The sequence below is a fragment of the Hymenobacter busanensis genome (genome assembly GCF_008727865.1).
GTDB lineage: Bacteria > Bacteroidota > Bacteroidia > Cytophagales > Hymenobacteraceae > Solirubrum > Solirubrum busanense.
This window is the reverse complement of the sequence record NZ_VTWU01000006.1, coordinates 241,859-264,481: the sequence shown is the minus strand read 5'-3', so window position 1 is coordinate 264,481 and position 22,623 is coordinate 241,859. Positions and strand designations below refer to the sequence as shown.

19 protein-coding genes are annotated in these 22,623 nt (G+C 64.6%); 11 read left to right on the top strand and 8 right to left on the bottom strand.

The window, feature by feature from the left end; genetic code table 11:
* Positions 1–6 precede the first annotated feature (6 nt).
* The 4 genes from F0P96_RS16935 to F0P96_RS16920 form a co-directional block, all read right to left on the bottom strand.
* A complete protein-coding gene (locus F0P96_RS16935) occupies positions 7–2,664 on the bottom strand; it encodes a PAS domain-containing sensor histidine kinase (protein ID WP_151080109.1) in 2,658 nt (885 codons plus the stop codon).
* Positions 2,665–2,880: 216 nt separating this feature from the next.
* On the bottom strand, positions 2,881–3,768 hold the full coding sequence (locus F0P96_RS16930; RefSeq protein WP_151080108.1) for a hypothetical protein: 888 nt from the start codon (positions 3,766–3,768) through the stop codon (positions 2,881–2,883).
* 215 nt (positions 3,769–3,983) lie between these two features.
* Positions 3,984–5,417, bottom strand: a complete 1,434-nt coding sequence (locus F0P96_RS16925; protein WP_151080107.1) for a hypothetical protein — start codon at positions 5,415–5,417, stop codon at positions 3,984–3,986.
* A 10-nt stretch (positions 5,418–5,427) separates the two neighbouring features.
* Positions 5,428–5,670, bottom strand: coding sequence for a T9SS type A sorting domain-containing protein (locus F0P96_RS16920; protein WP_151080106.1), 243 nt, complete (start codon positions 5,668–5,670; stop codon positions 5,428–5,430).
* 379 nt (positions 5,671–6,049) lie between these two features.
* Here F0P96_RS16920 and F0P96_RS16915 point away from each other — a divergent pair, with 379 nt between their 5' ends.
* The 3 genes from F0P96_RS16915 to F0P96_RS16905 all read left to right on the top strand — a co-directional run bounded on the left by F0P96_RS16915 (position 6,050) and on the right by F0P96_RS16905 (position 9,750).
* Entirely contained in the window at positions 6,050–7,645 is a 1,596-nt protein-coding gene (locus F0P96_RS16915) for a protein adenylyltransferase SelO (RefSeq protein WP_151080105.1), read from the top strand.
* A 227-nt stretch (positions 7,646–7,872) separates the two neighbouring features.
* On the top strand, positions 7,873–8,139 hold the full coding sequence (locus F0P96_RS16910; protein WP_151080104.1) for a Sec-independent protein translocase subunit TatA/TatB: 267 nt from the start codon (positions 7,873–7,875) through the stop codon (positions 8,137–8,139).
* Between the two features lie 111 nt (positions 8,140–8,250).
* Positions 8,251–9,750 carry an NCS1 family nucleobase:cation symporter-1 gene (locus F0P96_RS16905; protein WP_151080103.1) on the top strand — a complete coding sequence of 500 codons (1,500 nt, stop codon included), beginning with the start codon at positions 8,251–8,253 and terminating at the stop codon, positions 9,748–9,750.
* Between the two features lie 95 nt (positions 9,751–9,845).
* On the opposite strand, the gene F0P96_RS16900 is transcribed toward F0P96_RS16905, so the two are convergent.
* Complete coding sequence (locus tag F0P96_RS16900) at positions 9,846–12,074, bottom strand: M3 family metallopeptidase (RefSeq protein WP_151080102.1); 2,229 nt, start codon at positions 12,072–12,074, stop codon at positions 9,846–9,848.
* A 163-nt stretch (positions 12,075–12,237) separates the two neighbouring features.
* On the opposite strand from F0P96_RS16900, the gene F0P96_RS16895 reads away from it, so the two are divergent.
* The 3 genes from F0P96_RS16895 (at position 12,238) to uvrA (ending at position 16,760) form a co-directional block, all read left to right on the top strand.
* Positions 12,238–13,572, top strand: a complete 1,335-nt coding sequence (locus F0P96_RS16895; RefSeq protein WP_151080101.1) for a leucine-rich repeat-containing protein kinase family protein — start codon at positions 12,238–12,240, stop codon at positions 13,570–13,572.
* Positions 13,573–13,597: 25 nt separating this feature from the next.
* Positions 13,598–14,125, top strand: a complete 528-nt coding sequence (locus F0P96_RS16890; protein ID WP_151080100.1) for a GNAT family N-acetyltransferase — start codon at positions 13,598–13,600, stop codon at positions 14,123–14,125.
* Positions 14,126–14,222: 97 nt separating this feature from the next.
* Positions 14,223–16,760 (top strand): excinuclease ABC subunit UvrA, encoded by a 2,538-nt coding sequence (gene uvrA, locus F0P96_RS16885; protein ID WP_151080099.1) that lies wholly within the window; start codon positions 14,223–14,225, stop codon positions 16,758–16,760.
* A 356-nt stretch (positions 16,761–17,116) separates the two neighbouring features.
* Here the strand turns inward: uvrA and F0P96_RS16880 are convergent, their stop codons facing one another.
* From F0P96_RS16880 to F0P96_RS16870, 3 genes are all read right to left on the bottom strand, one after another.
* Positions 17,117–17,410 carry a hypothetical protein gene (locus F0P96_RS16880; protein ID WP_151080098.1) on the bottom strand — a complete coding sequence of 98 codons (294 nt, stop codon included), beginning with the start codon at positions 17,408–17,410 and terminating at the stop codon, positions 17,117–17,119.
* A gap of 33 nt (positions 17,411–17,443) precedes the next feature.
* Positions 17,444–17,755: a hypothetical protein gene (locus tag F0P96_RS16875; protein WP_151080097.1), complete on the bottom strand. Its 312-nt coding sequence runs from the start codon at positions 17,753–17,755 to the stop codon at positions 17,444–17,446.
* Between the two features lie 428 nt (positions 17,756–18,183).
* Positions 18,184–19,038 carry a universal stress protein gene (locus tag F0P96_RS16870; RefSeq protein WP_151080096.1) on the bottom strand — a complete coding sequence of 285 codons (855 nt, stop codon included), beginning with the start codon at positions 19,036–19,038 and terminating at the stop codon, positions 18,184–18,186.
* A gap of 355 nt (positions 19,039–19,393) precedes the next feature.
* On the opposite strand from F0P96_RS16870, the gene F0P96_RS16865 reads away from it, so the two are divergent.
* The 5 genes from F0P96_RS16865 to F0P96_RS16845 all read left to right on the top strand — a co-directional run bounded on the left by F0P96_RS16865 (position 19,394) and on the right by F0P96_RS16845 (position 22,602).
* Positions 19,394–19,687 (top strand): hypothetical protein, encoded by a 294-nt coding sequence (locus F0P96_RS16865; RefSeq protein WP_151080095.1) that lies wholly within the window; start codon positions 19,394–19,396, stop codon positions 19,685–19,687.
* A complete protein-coding gene (locus F0P96_RS16860; RefSeq protein WP_151080094.1) occupies positions 19,684–20,025 on the top strand; it encodes a hypothetical protein in 342 nt (113 codons plus the stop codon). The genes F0P96_RS16865 and F0P96_RS16860 overlap by 4 nt, the downstream gene beginning before the upstream one ends.
* Positions 20,026–20,061: 36 nt before the next feature.
* Entirely contained in the window at positions 20,062–20,337 is a 276-nt protein-coding gene (locus tag F0P96_RS16855; RefSeq protein WP_151080093.1) for a hypothetical protein, read from the top strand.
* A gap of 262 nt (positions 20,338–20,599) precedes the next feature.
* Positions 20,600–21,421 carry an alpha/beta fold hydrolase gene (locus F0P96_RS16850; protein ID WP_151080092.1) on the top strand — a complete coding sequence of 274 codons (822 nt, stop codon included), beginning with the start codon at positions 20,600–20,602 and terminating at the stop codon, positions 21,419–21,421.
* Entirely contained in the window at positions 21,418–22,602 is a 1,185-nt protein-coding gene (locus F0P96_RS16845) for a PAS domain-containing sensor histidine kinase (RefSeq protein ID WP_151080091.1), read from the top strand. Before F0P96_RS16850 ends, F0P96_RS16845 begins: the two co-directional genes overlap by 4 nt.
* Positions 22,603–22,623 lie beyond the last annotated feature (21 nt).

The following is a 22,623-nucleotide window of genomic DNA, read 5'->3' as shown; positions in this document are numbered from 1 at the left end:
AACGACTCAAGCAGCGGGCAACGCATTGGCGGGCAGCCGCACTCGAAACGTGGTGCCCTGGCCCAAGCTGCTCTCAACGTCGATGCGGCCGCCGGCCTGCTGCACAATTCGGTTGATGAGGTAGAGGCCCATGCCCGAGCCGGCCACGTGGGTGTGAAAGCGCCGGAACATCTGGAACAGGTCGGTGCCGTAGCGCTCCAGGTCCAGGCCCAGGCCGTTGTCCTGCACCACGAGGGTGGGCGCCCCGTCGGGTTCCAGCTCCGTGGTTACCCGCACCCGGGGCTCACGCCCGGGCGCGGCATACTTCAGGGCATTGCTGAGCAGGTTGTACAGAATGCTCTGCAGGCTGGTGCGGGCGAAACGCAGTGTGGGAACGGCCGAAAAATCGAGCTCGAAGTGGGCTTTCTGTGCGCTGGCCTGCGCCTGCATACTCTGGATGACGTTTTGGGCGAGGTCGTGCACGGCTACGGGCTCCGCGGGCAAGTGCTCCGTCAGCCGCTCTACCTGCACCACCTGCGACAAGCCGTGGATGGTGCTGTGAATTTGCTGCAACGCCACCTCGAACATGTTGACCAGCTTTTCGGCTTCCGGGTCGTTGAACGTGGCCGTGCGCTTGAGTTCCTCAAACACCCCCGCCATGTTGTGCAGCGGCTGCTTGAGGTCGTGCGAGGCCGTGTACACGAAATTGTCGAGGTCTTGGTTGATGCGCGTGAGCTGCTCGTTGGTTATGCCCAGCTCCTGGTTGGCGTGCTGCGCTTTTTCGTTGGCTGCGCGCAGGTCGCGGTTGGTGGTGGCCAGTTTTCGGCTGGCCAGCTGCAGGGCTTCGGCCAAGCCTTTTTGCTCGTGGATGTCGGTGCACGTGCCAAACCACTTCGTGACGGCGCCGCGCGCGTTGCGCAGGGCCACCACGCGCACCATAAACCAGTGGTAGATGCCGTCGTGGCGGCGCAGGCGGGCCTGTATTTGATAGGGTGTGCCGCTGGCCACGGCCTGCATCCAATGTTGTTGCAGCCCCGGCAGGTCGTAGGAGTGGTAGAATGAAGCCCAGCCCTGGCCGTAGCTTTCCGACGGTGTGCTGCCGGTGTACGCAAACCATTGGTCGTTGCAGTAATCGACTTCGCCGCCGGGCGTGGCCGTCCACACCAGGTGCGGAATGGCGTCGGTGAGCGTGCGAAACTCCTGCCCGGCCTGCTCGGCGCGGTGCCGCGCCTGTACCTGTTCCGTTACTTCAAACGCAAACACCAGCACCCCGTCGATGCACCCTTCGTCGTCGAAGCGGGCCTGCTGGATGAAGGTGAAGTACCGGTCTTCCAGCACCCCGTCGTCGGGCCGCGCCAAGGGAATCAGCAGGCTTTGCTCTTCGTGGGTTTTGCCCGTTTCAAACACGTGCCGGAATGTCTCATGCACGGCGTGGCCGGCAATTTCCGGCAGCGCATCCAGAATGCGTTTGCCCAGCAGCTGCCGCTCCGGAAACAGCTGCTGGTAGCCCGGATTCACTAATTCAAACACCAGCTCCGGGCCATCGAGGATGCAGATAGCGGCCGGGGCCTGCATGAAAAACCGCTCGAGCCGGGCGCGCTGGTGCTCGGCTTCTTTCTGGGCCTGCTGGGCCTGGCGGGTGCCCGCGGCCACGCGGGCTTCCAGGTCGTGGTTGAGGACTTGCAGGGCCTGCTGAGCCGTGAGCAACTCGTTGTGATTGGCCCGGATTTCTTCGTTGGCGGCCTCCATTTCCTCGTTGATGGCGGCCAAGTCTTCGTTGGCGGCCTCCAGTTGGATATTAAGCACCTGCAGCTCCTGCCGGCTTTCCTCCACGAGCTGCCGCGCCCGCACCTGGTCGGTTACTTCCACCGCCACGTCAATCACGCCGATGACCGCGCCGGCTTCGTCGTAGAAAGGCTGGTAAACAAAGTTGTAGTAGTTGGTTTCGAGCTGGCCATGGCGCAGCAGCCGCGCCGGCATTTCGCTGCCCACGTGTGGCACTCCTGTGCGCAACACCTGGTCCACAAGGGCATCGAAACCCTGGCCGCGGAGTTCGGGCAGCGCTTCCAGCAACGGCAGGCCCAGCACCTGCTCGGGCGTGCGGCCCCAGATGGTAGCCATCAAGGGGTTGACGGAGGTAATGATTTGCTCGGAACCGGTAATGAACCCAATGGCCACCGGGGCTTGGTGAATAACCGCTTCCAGCAGGTTGCGCTGCCGCTCGGCGTCGGCGCGGGCTGCCTGCTCGCGCCGCTGACTGTCGCGCAGGGCGTCCTCTACGGCGGTGCGGGTTTGGTCGGAGGTGTCGGTGAAGCTCACCACCAGTCCCTGACCCACACGCCGGGCTGAGAGGCGGAAAAAGTTGTCGAGGCCGTCGCCCTGGTAATTCACGTCGAGCCGGGCCGGAATGCCGCTCTCGAAGGCGCGCCGGTGGAAGTCGAAAACGCCCGTTTCCTGCGTGTGCGGAAACAGCTGCAGGTAGGTTTGCGTGGGCCGCTCGGGCTGCCCCAGAATGCGCTGGGCTTCGGCATTGAAGAGCAGGATGGTAAAATCGACCACGCTGCCGTCGGCGGCAAAAACCGGCTGGTACAACCCAGTGCCCACCAACGACGCGTCGAGCAGGCCGTGCAGCAGGTCGTCGGGAGGGAAAACAGCGCGTAAAGCAGATAGGGGAGTGGCGGGCATACTAGCGGCAACAACGGCGGCCACCGGCTAGCAGGCGCGGCGGCAGGGTGGAGCGTTGAACACGTAAAGGAGCGTACAGGCCTGGCAATGGAAAGGTTTTGGCCTCGGTCAGCGTGGCACGGCAGCCCTCAACGGCCCGGCTTTGCTGCCCGAAACTACAACGGCCCGGGAAACCCCGGGCCGTTGCACTTCGATGTAGTTGAAAAAGGCGGACGCCTAGCGCCGGTAGCGGTTCCGGTCGTCGTCATCGTCGCCGCTGAACCAGTCGCCAATGCGGTCCATGATGCCGCGGTGGCCTTGGTCACGGTCGCGGTCTTCGCGGCCGCGGTTGGTGCGGTAGCGGCTGTTTTCGTCGCTGTCCATGTAGCTGTTCTGGCCGTAGTCGGAGCGCGAATTGCCGTAGCTGTTGCTGCCGTAGCCGCTCATGCCCCGGTTCTGGCTCATCGACGAGCCGCGGCTGTAATCGTCCTGGTCGTTGTAGCGGCCGCGGTCCATGCCTTGGGAACCTCTGCTGCTCATGTTCTGGGAACCGTAGTTGGAGCTGCCGTAGCCGGAGTTGCTGTAGCCGCCCTGGCCGCGCGAGCTGCCGTAGTCGGAGTCGCCGTGGGAAGAGCTGCCGTAAGACGAGCCGCTGCGGTTGCGGTCAGAATCGTATTGGTTCATGCTGCCCTGGTTCGAGCGGCCCATGCCCCGGCGGTTGTAGTCGTCGTTGTCGTATTGGCTGCCGTAGCTGGTGCGGCCCATGCCGCTCTGGCTGCCGTAGCGGTTTTCGTCGTAGCCGCGGCCCATGCCCGAGGAAGAGCCGTAGCTGGAGGAGCTGCCGTAGTTGTCCATGCCCGACGACGAGCCGTAGGACGAGCGGCCGTAGCGCCCCTGGTCCGACGAAGACGACGAGCCGCGGCTGTAGCCGTCGTTGCCGCTCACGCCGCGGGTGCTTTCGTCGTCTTGGCCGTAGCGGTTGCTACCGTACTGGTTCTGGCTGCGACGGTAGTCGCTGTCGTCGTCGCTCCAGCGGTTCCGGTCGCGGTTTTGGAAGTCCGAGTTCTGGTTTCGGCCGCGGTAGTTGCGGTCATCGTCGTCGCGGTGCTGATTGTAAGTGCTCATGGCGGGAAACGATTTTGGTTGAACAGAGGCCAGTATTTACCCGACGTTTTCAGTAAATGTTATAGTCGAGCTTGTGGGTGCCGGGCACCTCGGGCTTCGCTGGCAGACCAGCCTGGTTTCGCGGGTTGATTCAGGCCGGGGTGAAGCGGCAACGCCCGGCCGTAGAGCACACGGCCGGGCGTTGGCACCGGACAACGGACGTAAAGCTGCCGGGCTTACTCGCGCAGCACGCGGGCCACGTAGCGGCGGCCGGCCGCGTCGGTGGCGTGGAGCAGGTACAGGCCCGCCGGCACGCCGGCCAGCGACACCTCCTGGCCAGCGGCGTCGGTGGCGGCGCGGACGGCGGGCCAGGTGCGCACCTGGCGGCCCAGCGCGTCGCAGAGCGTGAGCGGGCCAGCGAGCGGCTGGGCCGCGCGCAGGTGCAGCGCATCGTGGCCGCTGGCCACGGGAATGGGCCAGGCCGCCAGCGGGGCCGTATACAAGTGGGCCGGGGCGCGGGCGGGCAGCACGCGCCACGGGGCGTGGATACCCAGGAACAGGTCGTTGCCGCCACGCGGACCCTGGGCGGTTTCGCCGCTGAACACGTAGCGGCCGGTGGCGGGCTCGACGGCCAGCCCGCGCACGGTTTCCGAGCCGCCGCCACGGAAGAGCACCGTGTCGCGCAGCACCTGCCCGGCCGGGCTGACTTTGGCCAGGTACACGCGGTAGCCGCCGCTGTCGTAGAACTGGCCGGCCAGCACGCAGTTCCCATCGGACAGGGGCTGTACCAGCTGCGCACTGGCGAAACCGCTGACCACACCGTTGCTGTAGCGTAGGTCTTTGGTCCACACTGTATCCAGCGCCGATGTGAAGCGTGCCAGCTTTCCTTCTACACTCATCAGGTAGCCGCCGTTGTTGGGAAGTGGCGCTACAGCATAAATTAATTCGTAACCGCTGCCATACAATGGCTTGGTTTGATCGACCACGCCAGCCTCGGTCAAATGCAAAAATTTACGGGCACTTCCCGTTACAGCCTTGTAATTGACCACCCAATAGCCACCTAAACCGGAGTTGTCCTTGAATAAACTACCGACCCCGCCTGTTTCAGCCGCGTCATAGATGATGTTGGTTTGGGCCACGACCTGCCCGGCGGCATTCACTTTGAGCCACTGCGGAAAGGTGTTGAGCGTGCCGGTGAGCACAAAGTTGCCGTCGTGGCCCAGCAGTAAACTGGAATAGAAGTCGTTTGTGGGGCCGCCAGTCTTGCGTGTCCAGAGCGTGTCGCCCTGCGGGCTTAGCAGCACTAGCATGGCTTGGTCAAGAAATCCGACGTTGAGGTCCCCGCCGCTGGCCGCGATGAGAACTTGCCCGGCAGCGTTTTCGCATATGCCGTGCACGTTGATGCCGGTAAAGCCCGGCAGCTTGTGCCGGCGCGTCCAGAGTGTGTCGCCTTGCGCGTTAGTGCGCACCAAGTAGAGTTTTTCGTCTGCCGGTCCCGTGGGCAACCGTTGCTGGGTGCCCACGACCAAATAGCCGCCGCTGCGTACGGGCGTCAGGTAGCCCCAGCTTTCGTCGCCGGCCGAGCCGTACACGCGCTGGTAGAGTAGCTGGGCGATGGCCGGCGGCCCCAGCACGACCACCAGCCAGAAAAGGCAAAGGATGCGTTTCATCGTGCTGTACTTACGGGTTCACTTGCACGCGGCGCGTGAGCCGGTGGCCGGCCGCGTCGGTCAACTCCAGCAGGTAGGTGCCGGCCGGTACGCCGACCAGACTGATGGGTGCGGCCACCCCGCGCCCGGTGCGCACGGCCCGGCCATAGGGGGTAATTAGGCGGAAGGTGCAGGCCGCCGCCTCGCTGGCCGGGTTGGGGTACACCGTCAGGACCGGGGCCGGGCGCCCGGTTCCGCTAACGAGCCAGAGCACGGCCAGCAGCCAAAGAAACCAGAGATTCGTTTTTCGTGCTACGCGCTGGGAGGGTAATCTTTACGCTCATGCTAGTGATGAAAAAGATGAAACACACGCTGCCCAACCGGGCAGCGGAAACGGGTTAAGCAGTACGGTAAGGGCAACGCCGGCCGGTGCGGGGCCGGATAAGGATAGAGGCGTGAGCAGCGAAGAAACGCAGGTTTCCAGAATAAGCAATGCTTCTCCGGAAAAAGATTGCCTGCGCGGTGCGCAACGGGTTCGGCGGGCTGCCGGGTCCGGTGGGCCGGCCCCCGAATCTTCCACGGGTGGGCGGCGTTAGCGAACTTGCGCCGCCCGCTACCCGCCGCTCGGGGGCGCTGCCCTACGCCCGTTGCCCATGCCCAGCAAAGCCCAGCAATTCCACCAAGCCGCGTTCCGCAATTCCTTCGTCGAAGGATTGCGCGGAGAAACTAAAATAAACCTGCAGCCGCGCCAGGTGCCCGGCTTCCACTATTCGCCCGTGCAACCCACGCCCGTGGCCGATCCGCGTCTGCTGGCGTGGTCGGCTGAGCTGGCCGCGTTTCTGGGGCTGGAGCAGCCGCCCGAGCGCGGCCCCGCCGTCGATGCCCTGGCCGGCAACCTCATCGTCGATTCCATGCGGCCCTTTGCGGCGCGCTACGGCGGGCACCAGTTCGGCAACTGGGCCGGGCAGCTCGGCGACGGCCGCGCCATGTCGTTGGGCGAGCTGACGGCCCAAGACGGCACCACCTGGGAAATACAGCTGAAAGGCGCCGGCCCCACGCCCTACTCGCGCCGAGCCGACGGCCGCGCCGTGCTGCGCTCCTCGGTGCGGGAGTTTCTGTGCTCCGAGGCCATGCACCACTTGGGCGTGCCCACCACGCGGGCGCTCAGCCTAGTAGCCACCGGCGACACGGTGGTGCGCGACATGTTCTACAACGGCAACCCGCAGCCCGAGCCGGGCGCCATTGTGGCGCGGGTGGCGCCCACCTTCGTGCGTTTCGGCAACTTCCAGATACTGGCGGCCCACGGCGAAACCGACAACCTGCGCGCCTTGGCCGACTACGTGATTTGCCACCATTTCCCTGACCTCGGCGAACCGTCGGCGGAAGTGTACCTGCGGTGGTTTGCCGAGGTGGGCCGGCGCACCGCCGTCATGGTGGCGCAGTGGATGTCGGTGGGCTTTGTGCACGGCGTGATGAACACCGACAACATGTCGATTCTGGGCCTTACCATCGACTACGGCCCCTACGGCTGGCTGGAGCCCTACGAGCCCGACTGGACGCCCAACACCACCGACTTCGCTACCCACCGCTACGCCTTTGGGCAGCAGCCGCGCGTGGCCCTCTGGAACCTGATGCAGCTGGCCCAGGCCCTTACCCCGCTGGTGCCCGATGTGCAGGCGCTCCGCCAAGGCCTCGACGAGTACGTGACCACCCTGAACACCACGCGCCACCAGCTGATGTTGCGCAAACTGGGCCTCACCGAGCAAGCCACTGCCGACGACCAGGCATTGGCCGCCACGCTGCTGGAAGCCCTGGCCGCCGCCGCCGTGGACATGACGGTGTTTTTCCGCCGCCTCGCGCACGCCGCGCCGGCCCTGCTGGCCGTTGACCACAACGAGGAAACAGTATTCCAGGAAGTGCTGAACGCCGCCGCTTACCCGGAAAGTAACTCCGCCGCCTTGCTGCCCTGGCTGCGGCAATACGCCCAACGCCTGCGGCAGGAATCGGCCGCCCCGGAGGCCATTCGGGCAAGTATGCTGGCCGCCAACCCCAAATACGTGCTGCGCAACTACCTCGCCCAGCAGGCCATTGAGGCCGCCGAAACCGGTGACCTGGCCCCACTGAACCGGCTGATGGAAGTGCTGAAAACCCCGTTTGCCGAACAGCCCGAGCACAACGAGCTGGCCGCCAAACGACCGGAGTGGGCCCGCGAAAAACCAGGCAGCGCTACGCTTTCGTGCAGCTCGTAACTGGTACGTGTTTCTTGGTTCTGGAAGCGGCGGGGGCGCAGGCCTTGCGCAGGGCGTTGTGGCCGGGAAAATACTGATGGCGCAAAAACCGGCTATTGTCGAGCAGTATACCGCACTGGTCGAATAGTAGCTACGGTAAGCCTTGGGCACATCATCTTTACCGTGGCTCATACGCTCAGCGGTACCCACACCGCGGGTTGGGCGCAATTCGGTAGCTGTTTCCTCTCATGCACACGTTGTTTCTGCTTGCCCTTGGTCAGTTGGCCGCCGAGGTAATGATGCTCGCTCTGGTCGTTGGGCTGATTTTCTTCGGCGCGAAACGGCTTATCCGGCTGGGCCGCGACGTGCAGGGCAAAGGGGAGGCCGGGCATGCAACCCATTCCGCCGCAGAAACGTCGGGCGTGGGCCAAGATGCGTCGGGGGCCCTGCGCGCGGCCGCCCCGACGCCCTACCCCGGCAAAGGGCCCTTCGGCAGCGCCGGTACGCTGTATTAGTGCTAGCGCCTAAGGCGGGCGGCCGGATCAGGCAAGAAAGCGAAGCCGTTGAGCGCGAAAAGCTTGCGCAAACTGCTTTATTTACGGGGCAACCACCAAACGCCCCCTCGCATGAATCCCACGCAGGAACCAGCAGTTGAGCCCGCCAGCACCGGCCTGCTCAGTGCCGATCTGGCCCCTATTCCGCCCGCCGAGCGCACCTGGAGCACGGCCAATTACGCCGCGCTCTGGATCAGCATGAGCTTGTGCATTCCCACCTACATGCTGGCCAGCTCGCTCATCGAAGGCGGCATGAACTGGTGGCAGGCGCTGCTCACCATTTTCCTGGGCAATACCGTGGTGCTGGTGCCCATGCTGCTCAACGGCCACGCCGGCGCCAAGTACGGCATTCCGTTTCCGGTATTTGCCCGGGCTTCGTTTGGGGTGCGCGGCGCCAACGTGCCGGCGCTGCTGCGGGCCGTTATTGCCTGCGGCTGGTTTGGCATTCAAACCTGGATTGGCGGCTACGCGCTCTACCAAATGGCCGTGCTATGGTGGCCCGCGCTGGGCACGCTGCCGGCCGTGTTTCCGCCTTCGTGGGGCTTGGCTACGGGGCCGGCTATACTGTTTCTGCTGTTCTGGGCGCTGAACATGTACGTGGTCTACCTCGGCGTCGACAGCATCAAGAAGCTGCTGGTGTTCAAGGCGTTTTTTCTGCCGCTGGCGGCCGTAGCGCTGCTGTGGTGGGCCATTTCGGCGGGCAACGGGCTGGGGCCGATACTGGCGCAGCCGTCCAAATTCACCACCTCGGCGGCGTTCTGGGCCTTCTTCTTTCCCTCGCTCACGGGCATGGTAGGCTTCTGGGCCACGCTCTCGCTCAACATCCCCGACTTCACCCGCTACGCCGTCAGCCAACGGGCGCAGGTGCTGGGTCAGGCCCTCGGGCTGCCTTCGTCGATGACGCTGTTCTCGTTTGTGGGCGTGGTGGTCACGTCGGCTACGCTGGTGATTTACGGCCAGACTATCTGGGACCCGGTAGTGCTGGCGGGCAAGTTCGAGAGCAAGCTGCTGGTGAGCGTGGCCATGCTGGCCGTAGCCCTCTCGACGCTGGCCACCAACATTGCCGCCAACATCGTGAGCCCGGCCAACGACTTCGCTAACCTGAACCCGGCCAAAATCAGCTTTAAAACCGGCGGCTACATCACCGGCGTCATCGGGCTGCTCATTTTCCCCTGGAAGCTCATTGCCGACCCTTCGGGCTATATTTTCACCTGGCTGGTAGGCTATTCGGCGCTGCTGGGCCCCATCGGCGGCATCATGATTGCCGACTACTACCTGCTGCGCCACCAGCAGCTCGACGTGCCCGACCTCTACCGCTACACCGGCCGCTACAGCTACCGCAACGGCGTGAATCCGCAGGCCATGCTGGCGCTGGTGGTGGGCATTTTGCCCAATATTCCCGGCTTTTTGCAGGCCGTGGGCGTTCTGCAGCCCGGCACCGTATGGCCCTGGCTGACGAACCTTTACAACTACGCCTGGTTTGTGGGCTTCCTGCTTTCCGGCGCCCTCTATGTGGCCCTGATGCGCCCGCAACCCGCTCCGCATGCGGTGGCCCGCCCCGAAATAGCGTAACGACCGGCTCCGGCAAACTGCTTATCGGCGCGAAACAAAAAAAGCCCTGGCACGCTGCCAGGGCTTTTTTTGTACGAAGTCACTTGATTTAGCCGCTAGCTTTTTTTGCTGGCTGGCTTTTGGGCGGCGGGTTGCTTGGCCGGCTGAGCCGTAGGTACCGGGAAGCCCCGCTCGCGCATCAGCGCATCAATTTTCGGGTCGCGGCCGCGGAAGGCGCGGTAGGCGTCGGCGGGGTCCACGGTGTTGCCCACCGAGAAGATGTTCTGAACCAGCCGCTGGCCCACGGCCTTGTCGTAGGGGCCGCCGGCTTCGGTGAAGGCGCTGAAGGCATCGGCGGCCAGCACCACCGACCACAGGTAGCTGTAGTAGCCGGCCGAATACGAATCGGAGGCGAAAACGTGCGAGAACTGCGGCGTGCGGTGGCGCATCACAATTTCGGCGGGCATGCCCAGCTGGGCCAGGGTTTCGCGCTCAAACTTGTCGGCGTCGATTTTCTGGGCGCCGGCCAAATGCAGCTTCATATCCACGAGGGCGCTGGCCAGAAACTCGGTGGTTTCGAAGCCCTGGTTGAACGTGGAGGCCTTTTCGATGCGGTCGACGAGGGCCTGCGGAATGGGCTTGCCGGTTTGGTAGTGCACGGCGAAGCGCTGCAGCACCTGGGGGGTGGGTAGCCAGTTTTCGAGCACCTGCGAGGGAAACTCTACGTAGTCGCGCACCACGCTGGTACCCGAGAGGGACGGGTACGTCACGCTCGACGACAAGCCGTGCAGGGCGTGCCCGAACTCGTGGAACAGGGTGGAAGCATCGGTCCAGGAAATGAGCGTCGGCGCGCCGTCTTTGCCCTTCACAAAGTTCGAGTTGTTCGATACGATGGTCGTCACGTTGCCCTCCAGGCGCTGCTGGTTGCGGTAGGCGTTCATCCAGGCGCCCGAGCGTTTGCCGGGCCGGGCATACGGGTCGAAATACCACAGGCCCACGTGTTTGCCGGTGGTTTTGTCTTTCACCTCCCACACCTTCACGTCGGGGTGGTACACGGGCACGTTGGTTACGGACGCGAAGGTGAAGTTGAACAGCTCGCCGGCCACCCAAAACATGCCTTCGCGCATCTTATCCAGCTGCAGGTACTGCTGCACCTCGTTCTGGTCGAGGTCGTAGCGCTGCTTGCGCACTTTCTCGGCGTAGTAGCGGTAGTCCCAGGGAGCAATCTTGAACGCGGCGCCTTCTTTTTGGGCCAGGGCCTGCATGTCGGCCACTTCCTGCTTGGCACGGGCCACGGCCGGCTTCCACACCTGCTCCATCAGGGCCATGGCGGCCTCGGGCGTTTTAGCCATGGTGTTGTCGAGGCGCCAGTGGGCGTGGGTGGCGTAGCCCAGCAGTTTGGCCCGCTCGGCGCGCAGCTGCAGAATCTCGCTGATGATGGCGTTGTTGTCGTGGGCGCCGCCGTTGTCGCCGCGGTTGTAGAACATGCGCCACGCTTTTTCGCGCAGCTTGCGCTGGTCGGAGTACGTCAGAAACGGCTCGATGCTGGAGCGGGTGTTGGTGATGACGCCCGCCACGCCCGCGATTTTCCGGGCGGTGGCGGCACCGGCCGCGTCGGCCTGCAGCGAAGCCGGTAGCCCGGCCAGATCGGCTGGCGTTTTCAGCACCAGCACCGAGTCGGTTTCGTCGGCCAGCACGTTCTGGCTGAAGCGCGTGAACAGCCCCGCCAGCTGCTGGTTGATAGCCGAGAGGCGGGTTTTGGCCGTGGCGTCGAGCTTGGCGCCGGCCCGCACGAAGTTGTTGTAGTACAGCCACGCGAGGCGCTGCTGCTCGGGCGTGAGCTTCTTCTTGTCGGGCGAATTGTAGACGGCTTCGATGCGCTTAAACAAGGCCGCGTTCTGGTTGATCTGGTCGTTGAACGCAGCCAGGCGCGGCGCCATTAAGCGTTGGATGGCCTGCACCTCGGGCGTGCTGAGCGTGCCCGACCAGATGCCGTACACCGTTTGCACCTCGTCGAGCCGCTGGCCGGCCCGCTCCAGGGCGGCAATGGTGTTGGCGAAAGTGGCGGGCTGCGGGTTGCCGGCAATGGCGTCGATTTCGCGCAGGTTTTCGGCCATAGCGGCCTCCAGCGCCGGCTTAAACTGCTCGACTTTCACCTTGTCGAACGCCGGTACGCCGCCGTAGGGCCCGGACCAGGGCGCCAGCAGCGGGTTGGTAGCGGTAGAAGCCACGGCCGGAGCCGATTGGGCGCGGCCGGGAGCGGGGCTCACGACGTAAGCCAGATTGAGGGTGAGAAAAGCATGGGTCAGCAGAAATTTGCCGGAGAAAAAGCGCGGGTGCGACATGCGTACGGGGCTGAGAAGGGAACGGGTTGCTGCCGAAGATAGCGCACAATTGGCACCGCTGCCCTCCGACGGCTCAGTTGCTGGGCGAGAATCGGGTGCGCCACGCCGCGCCACCAAGCGGCTCCGGTTTCCGCGCGTCGGCCCCACTGCCGACCTTTGCCCGATGCACACCCTCGAACAGCTGCGCGCCGGCGCGCTCCACGGCACCACGCGCCTCGACCTGGCCGCCGGCCTCACCGAGTTTCCCCGCGAAATCTTCGACCTGGCCGATACCCTGGAAATCCTCAACCTCTCCGGCAACCAGCTCACCGACCTGCCCGCCGACCTGGGCCGCCTGCACCGGTTGCGCATCTTGTTCTGCTCCGACAACTGCTTCACCCACGTGCCCGCAGCCGTGGGCCAGTGCCCCGAGCTGCGCATGGTGGGTTTTAAGGCCAACGAGATTCGCAAGCTGCCCGCCGCCGCGCTGCCGCCCAAGCTGCGCTGGCTCATCCTCACCGACAACCAGCTGACCGCCCTGCCGCCCGAAATTGGCCGCTGTCAGCACCTGCAAAAGCTCATGCTGGCCGGCAATCGGCTTACCGAGCTGCCGGCCAGCATGGCCGGCTGCGGGCAGTTGGAGCTGCTGCGCATTGCCGCCAACCGCTTCGAGGTGCTGCCCGCGTGGCTGCTCGCGCTGCCGCGCCTGGCCTGGCTGGCCTACGCCGGCAACCCCTTCTGTGACCGGCTGGAAGCCGACGTGCTGGCCCGCCACCCCATTGGTGGGATAGAATGGCAGGAATTGGCCGTGCAGCAGCAGTTGGGCGAAGGCGCATCGGGTGTCATTTACCGGGCGCAATGGGAGCGAAGCGCGCCGCCCGCCGAGGTAGCCGTGAAGCTGTTTAAGGGCGCCGTAACCAGCGACGGACTTCCGCACAGCGAAATGACGGCCTGCATTGCGGCCGGCGCCCACCCGCACCTGATAGCCGTGGCCGGCAAGATTACCGGCCACCCCACCGGGGCCGAAGGGTTGGTGCTGGAGCTGATGGGCCCGGAATACCGCGTGTTGGCCGGTCCGCCCAGCTTTGCCACCTGCACCCGCGACGTGTACGCGCCCGAGGTCCGCTTTTCGCTGCCGGTAATGCTGCGGCTGGCCCACGGCATTGCGGCGGCCGTCCGGCACCTGCACGCCCAAGGCATCTTGCACGGCGACTTATACGCCCACAACATCCTAGCCACCGCCGACGGCCGTTGCCGGTTGAGCGACTTTGGCGCCGCCGGTTTTTTTGACCCCGCCGACCTGGCTACCGCCGAAAACGTGCAGCGGCTGGAAGTGTGCGCGTTCGGGCATTTGCTCGAAGAGTTGCTGGCGCGCCTCGATGCCCCCGCGGCCGCGGAGCCCACCGTTGCGGCGCTCCGGAAACTGCAGGCAAGTTGCGTGCAGCCGACTGTAGCGGCGCGCCCGTTGTTGGCTAAGGTGGAGCGCCAGCTACACGAGTTGCGGACCATGCCCGCCTAGCTGCGCCAGCTGTAGTTTTACCCTTATGAACGACGATGCTGCACGGACCCTCGGCACTGCCACGGCCGCCGATATTCCCGAATTGGTAACGGTGGTAAACCAGGCCTACCGCGGCACGGGCACGCAGCCCGGCTGGACGCACGAAGCCCACCTGCTGAAGGGCCCGCGCACCGAGCCGGCGGCCCTGCAGGCCCTACTCGCTACGCCCGGGGCGGCCATTCTTACCTGCCGGAGCGCCAACCACCACCTGCTCGGCAGCGTGTACGTGGAAGTGCAGGGCCCGCACCTCTATGTGGGGCTGTTGGCCGTCGATCCGGCGCGGCAGGCGGGCGGCATTGGCCGTTTGCTGCTGAGTGCCGCCGAAGACCATGCCCGCCGCCACGGCTGCACCGCCGTGCGCATGACGGTGCTGGCCCAGCGCCCTGACCTGCTCGGCTGGTACGCCCGCCGAGGGTACCAGCCCACCGGCGAAACGCAGCCTTTCCCTACGGGCCCCAGCCACGGTCAGCCCCGGCAGCCGCTCACGCTTCTCGTCCTCAAAAAGCCCCTGTAACTGTTTCAGAAAGTGGGGTAACACCGCAGCGCAGCGGCGGCGGTTAGATACTTCTGCGCAAGGCTCGTATGGCAAGATGTTCCGACGCTGTTTTGCTATGCCCACATCTTCGCCTTCTTCCCAGAATTTCACCGGTTTCGTGCACGTGCGCGGCGCCCGGGAGCACAACCTCAAAGACATCGACGTGGACATTCCGCGCGACGCGCTGGTGGTGTTTACCGGCGTGTCGGGCTCGGGCAAATCGTCGTTGGCGTTCGGCACGCTCTACGCCGAGGCCCAACGGCGGTATTTGGAATCGGTGTCGCCCTACGCGCGGCGGCTGTTTCACCAGATGAGCGTGCCCGCCGTCGACCGCATCGACGGGCTGCCGCCGGCCGTGGCTTTGCAGCAGCAGCGGGGCACCCCCACCACCCGCTCGTCGGTGGGCTCGGTCACCACGCTCTCGAACCTGCTGCGCATGCTCTATTCGCGGGCCGGACACTACCCCGCCGGGCAGGGCATTGTGTACGCCGAAGGATTTTCGCCCAACACGCCCGAAGGCGCCTGCCCCACCTGCCACGGCCTGGGCCGCATCTACGACGTGACGGAGCAGTCGATGGTGCCCAACCCCACGCTCACCATTCGGGAGCGGGCCATTGCGGCGTGGCCCCCGGCCTGGGGCGGCCAAAACCAGCGCGACATTCTCGTGACGCTCGGCTTCGACGTGGACACGCCTTGGCAGGAGTTGCCGCAGAAAGACCGAGACTGGATTTTGTACACCGACGAGCAGCCAGTGGTGCCGGTGTACCCCGGCTATTCGCCCGCCGAAACGCAGCGGGCCCTCAAGCGCAAGGAGCCGCCCAACTACATGGGCACCTTCACGGGCGTGAAGCGCTACGTGCTGCACACGTTTGGCACCACCCAGAGTCCGTTGATGAAAAAACGCGCCCTGCAGTACATGCTGAGCACCGAATGCCCGCTCTGCCACGGCAAACGCCTGCGGCCCGAGTCGTTGGCCGTTACTTTCGCCGGGCTCGATATTGCCGACATGTCGCGGCTGCCGCTCAAGCGCGTGGCCCAGCTGCTGCGGCCCTTTGCCGAGGGCACCGCGCCCGGCCGCAAGCACCACGACGCCGCCCACCCCGAGCAGGCCGTGGTAGCCCAGCGCATTGCCGCCGACTTGTGCGCCCGCCTCGCCGTGCTGCTCGATCTGGGGCTGGGGTATTTGTCGCTGGAGCGTAGCACGCCCACGCTGTCGCCCGGCGAATTGCAGCGCCTGCGCCTGGCCACGCAGCTCTATTCCAATCTGTTCGGCGTGGTATATGTGCTCGACGAGCCCTCCGCCGGCTTGCACCCCTCTGATACCGAGGCCCTGCTGAAAGCCCTGGCGTCGCTCAAAAAAGCCGGCAACTCGCTCTTTGTGGTCGAGCACAACTTGGACGTGGTGCGCCAGGCCGACTGGCTGGTGGACGTGGGGCCCGCCGCCGGTGAGCAAGGCGGCGAAGTACTTTACAGCGGCCCGCCCGCCGGATTGGCCAACATCGACAACTCGCAGACGCGGCATTACCTGTTTGCCGAGCCGGGCCACGCCACGCCACGCCAGCCGCGCGCCCCGCGCGGCTGGCTGCGCCTGCAAGGCGTAACGCGCAACAACCTTGCGGCCCTCGACGTGGATTTCCCGCTGGGCGTGTTTACCACCGTCACCGGCGTGTCGGGCTCGGGCAAATCGAGCCTCGTAAGCCAAGTGCTGGTGGAGCTGGTGGCCGAACACCTGGGGCACGAGCTGGTACCGGAAGACGAGGAAACTGACCCACTGGAGCGCACGGCGGCCCCCGAAACCGGCGGACGCATCGTGAGCGGCATGGAGCACATCAAGCGGCTGGTACGCGTCGACCAGAAACCCATCGGGCGCACGCCGCGCTCCAACATGGCCACCTATACCGGCCTCTTCGACCACGTGCGAAAGCTGTTTGCCGCCACGCCCGCCGCCCGCAAGCGCCGCTACGACGCCGGCCGATTCTCTTTCAACGTGGCCAAGGGCCGCTGCGAGCATTGCCAGGGCGAAGGCTTCGTGATGGTGGAGCTGCTGTTCCTGCCCAGCGTGTACGCGCCGTGCCCCACCTGCCACGGCGCCCGCTACAACGCCAAAACCCTCGAAATAACTTACCGTGACAAAAACATTGCCGAGGTACTGGCCCTGACGGTGGACGACGCCTGGGCCTTTTTCGACGAAGAGCCGGCCGTGCAGCGCGCCCTCACGGTGCTGCGCGAAGTGGGCTTGGGCTACCTGCGCCTCGGCCAGCCGGCTACCGAGCTGAGCGGGGGCGAGGCCCAGCGCATCAAGCTGGCCACCGAGCTGCAAAAAGCCCAGCGCGGCAACTCGCTCTACATCCTCGACGAGCCCACTACCGGCCTGCACCCCGCCGACGTAGAAAAACTCCTCACCCAACTCGATGGCTTGGTAGAGGCCGGCAACACGGTGGTGGTAGTGGAGCACGACATGCGCGTGGTAGCCAGCAGCGACTGGGTGCTGGACATCGGGCCCGGTGCCGGCGACGAGGGCGGAAAAGTAGTGGTGGCTGGTGCGCCGACTGAAGTAGCACGGTCCAAAAACAGCAAAACGGCCCCGCACCTGGCGCGCTTTCTGGCCGGGTAACACCGGGGCAAAATCAGCACCGGCAGGCTGCCGAATGCGGGCTGGTTGCAGTACTATATTCAATGCCAAAGAAGGTGCCTTGGAGTGAATTTTTTAGCACCACTAGCAACGAAGGCTCGCAACCTGACTGCCACGGTACAAAACCCCGTTGGCTCTGGAGCACGTGGGTAGGGTCAGCGTAGACCGATGTCAACCGAAGAAGCAACGGCGCAAAGGAATGGGAGCGTGGTGCCTGCACCGCGTCGGCCGTATCGTTAGGAGCGCCCGTGTATTCGCAGAGGGGGCCGGCCAACAGGGCAACCCGGTTGGGGTAGGAGCTGTGAGCGTTGCGGCCAACTGCTGATTTTGGCTTTGCTTCAACCTTCGGGGTTCGGGCCGAAAAACTGATCGGCATCGAGCAGCGACGTGGCAATGGCCCAGGATATGTGGCTTGGCCCCACCGGCTCCCGCACGGCAGGATAAGCATCGAAATACCGCTCGGTGATAAACGCGGCGGCCTCTTCGGTGCCCATCGACGACCAGAGCAGACGCGGCATGTCGAGGCGCCAGCGGTGGGAGCCTTCGGAAGCGCTGCACTTGATGCGTACGCGCACCATGGCGGTGGCCGGGGCGGCGCTGGCCTGAATGGTATAAGAAACAGAACCGCTCATGCTGAAAAAGTGGGGGTCAACCGGGCGCCGTGCTTAGGAGTGGGGGCGGGGATGCAACTCGCCGTAGTGCAGCGCCAAGCGGGCCGCAATGCGGCGCTGCACGATGCGGGCCCCTAGACGCCGCACCGCTTCGGGGTAGTGCTGGCGGTAGTGGCGTGCTACCAGGTCGGCGGCAGCACGAGTACCCAGCGACTCCCAGAGCATGTAGGGCAGCTCAAACTCGTGCACGTCGGTACCGCGCCGGGTATGGGTAATCAGAAACAGCGCGGCCACCGGGCCGCTGGCCTCTACATGCACGCGCAACATGTACCAGGGACTTTCAGACAGCAGTAGCGTTGATTCCATAGCTCGGGCGGAACGAGTGAGGACAAGAGCAAAAAGAAGGTATTAGGCTCTAAGTTGCCCAAAGAAGAGTCGGAAACGGACCGTAAATACCCTCATTTTTCCTGGCGAAAGGTAAAAAAACAGACTGCCCTTCTGCGTAGTTGTCGCAATCCTGTTGTCTTTTGAGGCGCGTTTCGGTCGGTTGGGACAAAACACGTAGGCCAAAATCCGTGCATCGCGTAGTGCAAGAACCGTAGTTATGGCGCAGCTACGGGCATTGTTAGTCGTTTAAATCAAAGAGGTTGGTCGTCAAATGCGGCAACTCGCATGGTTTCAGGTGTGGTACCATGCGCGACGGCCCGCCTAGTGTAAAAGCGCCCCCGGCAGACGGCTAGGGGCGCTTTTGTGTAGTAGCATAGGCCGCATTTGGCGCGGCAGCGTCAAGAGAGTTAGGCGTGTGGGTGAAACGTGAGAACGGGCGCCGAGGCTTTTACCGCCACGCTTTCGGCAATGCTGCTTTGCAGCAGATGCCGCAAGCCGGTGCGGCCGTGCGTGAGCATCACCACCAGGTCGGCGTGGGCCTGCTGGGCATAGCGCGGAATGCCGGTACGTACCTCGGCGCTGCTGTACACGTCGGGCTCATAAACCTCGAAGTGGTGCCGGGCTGCAAACGCGTGAATGCGCTCAATGGCGGCCGAAAACTCCTCGGGCGCAGCCACCACGTCGAGCAGGTGTAGGGTGGCTTCGGGAAAGGCCGCCCGTAGCTGGCGCAGCTGGGGCGCCGCCGCATCGGCCTCGGGGGCAAAATCGGAAGCGAAGACGATGGAATGCACGTCGAAGCGCGGTGCGGGGTGTTTCACGGTAAGCACCGGGCAAGGTGCCAACCGTACCAGCCGTTCGGCCACCGAGTCGGGCGTGAAGAGGTGGAAGCCGGCCCGGTGCTCGTGCGCGCCCACCACCACTAGGTCAATTTGCTGCTGCTTTACTACGTCCAGAATTGCCGCCTCCACGGGGCCGGTTTCCACCATGTCGTGCACCAGCACGCCCGGTTGGAGGCGGGAGGCCTCGGCCAGCAGGGTCTGCATGCGGTGCCGGGTGGCCTGCAGCAGCTGCACCATGAAAACGCTGTTGATGCTGGCGCTGCTCAAGGCGCCGCCCGTCGAGACCATGCCCGTAGCGCCGGGCGAGTCGACCACGTGCAGCAGCGTGAGGCGGCTGTCGGTGCGGTGCGCGAGTTGCAGCGCCACTTCGAAAGCGTGATGGGCTTCGGCCGAGAAATCAGTGGGAACGAGAAGATGTTGCATGGCTGAAAACGAGGTAAAAGCTGACGCCGGTGACACATAGATGGGTGTAATAATTTACAGAATTTTCATGACTGTTTTGCTCACCTGTGCCCTGCGGGTACTACTGCCCAAGGCGCATAAGGCAGGACACCTCCGCTGGCGGCCGGCTCGGCGACTGACGGATGGCGGCTTGGGGCTGCCGAAAAATCGGGCGTTCGGCATATAACCCGACTTTATTTGAACTTAAGCGGCCGGGCCGGGTTGTAGAGCATACCGGCCGTAGTGGTAGCAACACTGTTGACTGTGGCAGCGCCCCGCGCTGCCTATCGCGCATGCCACCCGGTGCCCGTTGCGGCACCTCTTCCCGGTTCCCCTCATGTCGTCGTTTTATCAGCCCTCCGCCGAGCTACTGCGGGCGTTTGGCTTCGCGCGTTTCGCCTCGCCCGCTGGCCAAACGCGCTACAGCCGCCCCAGCGAGTGTGGGCAGGAAACCATGGTGCTCTACGACGACGGCGAGCTGACGCTGCTCGAAGCCGTGGAAGGCCAGTTGCTCTACAGCTTCCAGGGGCGCGTGGCCTCCGAGGCCGAGTTGCGGGTGCTGCTGCGGCAGGTAAACTGGCCCGCCGAAGTCCTGACCTCTCCCAAGCCTTCTTTTTCCCCTTTATCATGACGGACGCCTACCTGCGAAGCCTCGGCTTTGCCCCCACCCAACGCGAACAGTTTGGCGCCCGCCCGGCATTCGACACCGCTTGGTCTTACCAGCACGACCACCGGGCCAAAGACGGCGCCCTGCTGTTCATTGAGCATCCGCTGGGCGTGGCCCAGTGCCGCCTGAGCACGGAGGTGGCCCCGCTGGCCGCCACCGACGTGTTTGCCACCACCTCCCTGCACGATCGGCCGGCCCTGGAAGCGGCCATCGGACAATTTTACGCGGCCCACGGCGGCATAGGCGAAGCAGAGCCGCCCTTCGTGCCGTTTGTGTTCCGGCCGTTTCGCCGGAAGCAGTAGGCACAATAGTTTTCCCGTTTACTTTTCCTTTCTCCCGTGAATCAAGATTTACAACTGAGCCTGGCCAACAACGCCAAGGAGTGGCTGGCCCTGTCGCTGACCATCTCGTCGGCCGAAAAAGTGGCGTTCAACAAAATCCACGACGGGTTTTACACGACCTACGGCGCCACGTTTATGGCCCACGTGTACCGCGCCACCATCGAGCAGGCGCTGCAAAGCATGCCCGATGCCGAGCGCAGCAAGCTGCTGGTGGCGTTTCAGGACGCCATGAGCCAAGCCATCGACGCGCACTATGCCACCTTGCAGGGGTAGCGCGGCCGACTCCCCGAATCAGAAAAAGCCCCGGCACAAACCGGGGCTTTTTTGTGGCTCTGCCCGCCGCTTCGGGTAAAGGGCGGTACGTTGTTGGTGGGCCGCAAGGCCGGGCTTCGTGGGCGACATTTATCCGTGCAATACCTGCTGAAACCGATTCGGTGATTGGCTGCAACTGCTACCTTTAAGGGCTGGGTAAGCGGCCTGCGCGGTGCCGCTCGTGACGGCGCTGCCCCCAGCAACAGTTTGCTTAACTGTTCTTATGGATGTTCTCAAACGCAACAACGTGTCGGTGTCGGGCACGGGGAGCCAGGCGCTGGTGTTCGTGCACGGCTTTGGCTGCGACCAGCGCATGTGGCGCTTGGTGGCGCCGGCCTTCGAGGACCGGTACCGCGTGGTGCTGCTCGATTTGGTGGGGGCCGGGCAGTCGGACCTGACGGCCTACGACCCGGCCCGCTACAGCACCCTCGACGGCCACGCCGATGACGTACTGGCGGTATTGGCGGCACTCGACCTGCACCACGTGGCGGTGGTGGGACATTCGGTAAGTGCCATGATTGCGGTGCTGGCAGCACTGCGCGAACCAACGCGCATCGACCGGCTGGTGCTGGTAGGGCCTTCGCCGCGTTACATCAACGACGCGGGCTACACCGGCGGCTTCGAGCAGGCCGACATCGAGGAACTGCTCGAAGCCATGGACCAAAATTACCTGGGGTGGTCGGGCGCCATCACGCCCGTCATCATGGGCCACCCCGAGCGGCCCGAGCTAGCCGCCGAACTCAACGCCAGCTTCTGCCGCACCGACCCCGCCATTGCCCGGCATTTTGCCCGCGTCACGTTTCTCTCCGACAACCGCGCCGACGTAGCGGCCCTGGCAAAGCGGCGCCTGCCGGTACTCATTGTGCAGTGCGCCCACGACGCCATTGCGCCGGTCGCCGTGGGGGAGTACCTGCATCGGCAACTGCCCGCCAGCGAGTTGGTGGTGCTCGATACCACCGGGCACTGCCCCCATCTGAGCGTCCCGCAAGCTACCATCGACGCCATCGACCAGTTTCTGGCGGCGGCACGCACCGCAGAAGTATGAGCCAGGAGCCGTTGCCCAAGCTGGACCTGCGTCTGACCCAGGAAAACCTGGACGACCTCTACGAGCATGCGCCCTGCGGCTACTGCTCCTGTCTGCCCGATGGCACCCTGGTGAAGCTTAACCAAACCCTGCTCGACTGGCTGGGCTACACCCGCGAAGAGCTGGTAGCCAACTGGTGCCTGCAGCAGCTCCTGACCACGGGCGCGCGCATGCACTACGAAATGCACTGCGCGCCGCTGCTGCTGCTGCACGGGCAAGTGCGCGAAATGAGCTACCTGCTGCGCCGCAAAGACGGCTCCACCCTGCCAGTGCTGCTGAACGCCACGCTCCTGCGCGATGCTGATAAACCGCTGGTGGTGCGCGTCACCCTGTTCGATATTACCGAGCGCCGCAAATACGAGCAGGAGCTGCTGCGGGCCAAAACCCAGGCCGAGGACCAAAGCGTCCAGCTGGCCAGGGCCAACGAGCAGCTGGTGAGCCAGAACGAGCAGCTCACGCGCATCAACGCCGACCTCGACAGCTTCGTGTACACGGCCTCGCACGACCTCAAGCAGCCCCTGCACAACATGGTCGGTCTGTTTCGGGAGCTGAAGCGCACGGCCACCTTTCACGACCCCGAAGCCGAGCAACTCGTGGGCATGTTCGACGGCGCGCTGCAACAGATTCTCGATACCATTGCGGGCCTCACGGAAGTGGTGCAGCTGCAACGAATGCTGGAGCAAGTGCCCGTGGAGGCCGTGCCGATGCTCTCCTTTACCGAAGAAATTGTGCGGAGCCTGCGGGAGCGGCTGCCGGAAGACGGCGCCACGTTCGACTTGGACTTCTCCGCAGTGCCCACGCTGCGCCTGACCCGACCCGGCCTGCACAGCATCCTCTTTAATCTGCTCAGCAACGCCCTCAAGTACGCAGCCCCCGGCCGCCCCCCGCACGTGCAGGTGCGCACCGCCCCGGCCGACCACAACCACGTGCTGCTCAGCGTGCAGGACAACGGCTTGGGCATCGACCTGGAACGCCACGGCCGGGACTTGTTTCAGCTCTTCCGACGCTTTCATCCCGAAGTGCCGGGTTCGGGGATGGGGCTGTACCTCGTCAACCGGCTGGTGCACCAGGCGGGCGGGCGCGTGGAGGTAGCCAGCACGGTGGGAGAGGGCACCACGTTCCAGATTCTGCTGCCGCGCTAGCGGCGCAACCCGGTTAGCCGG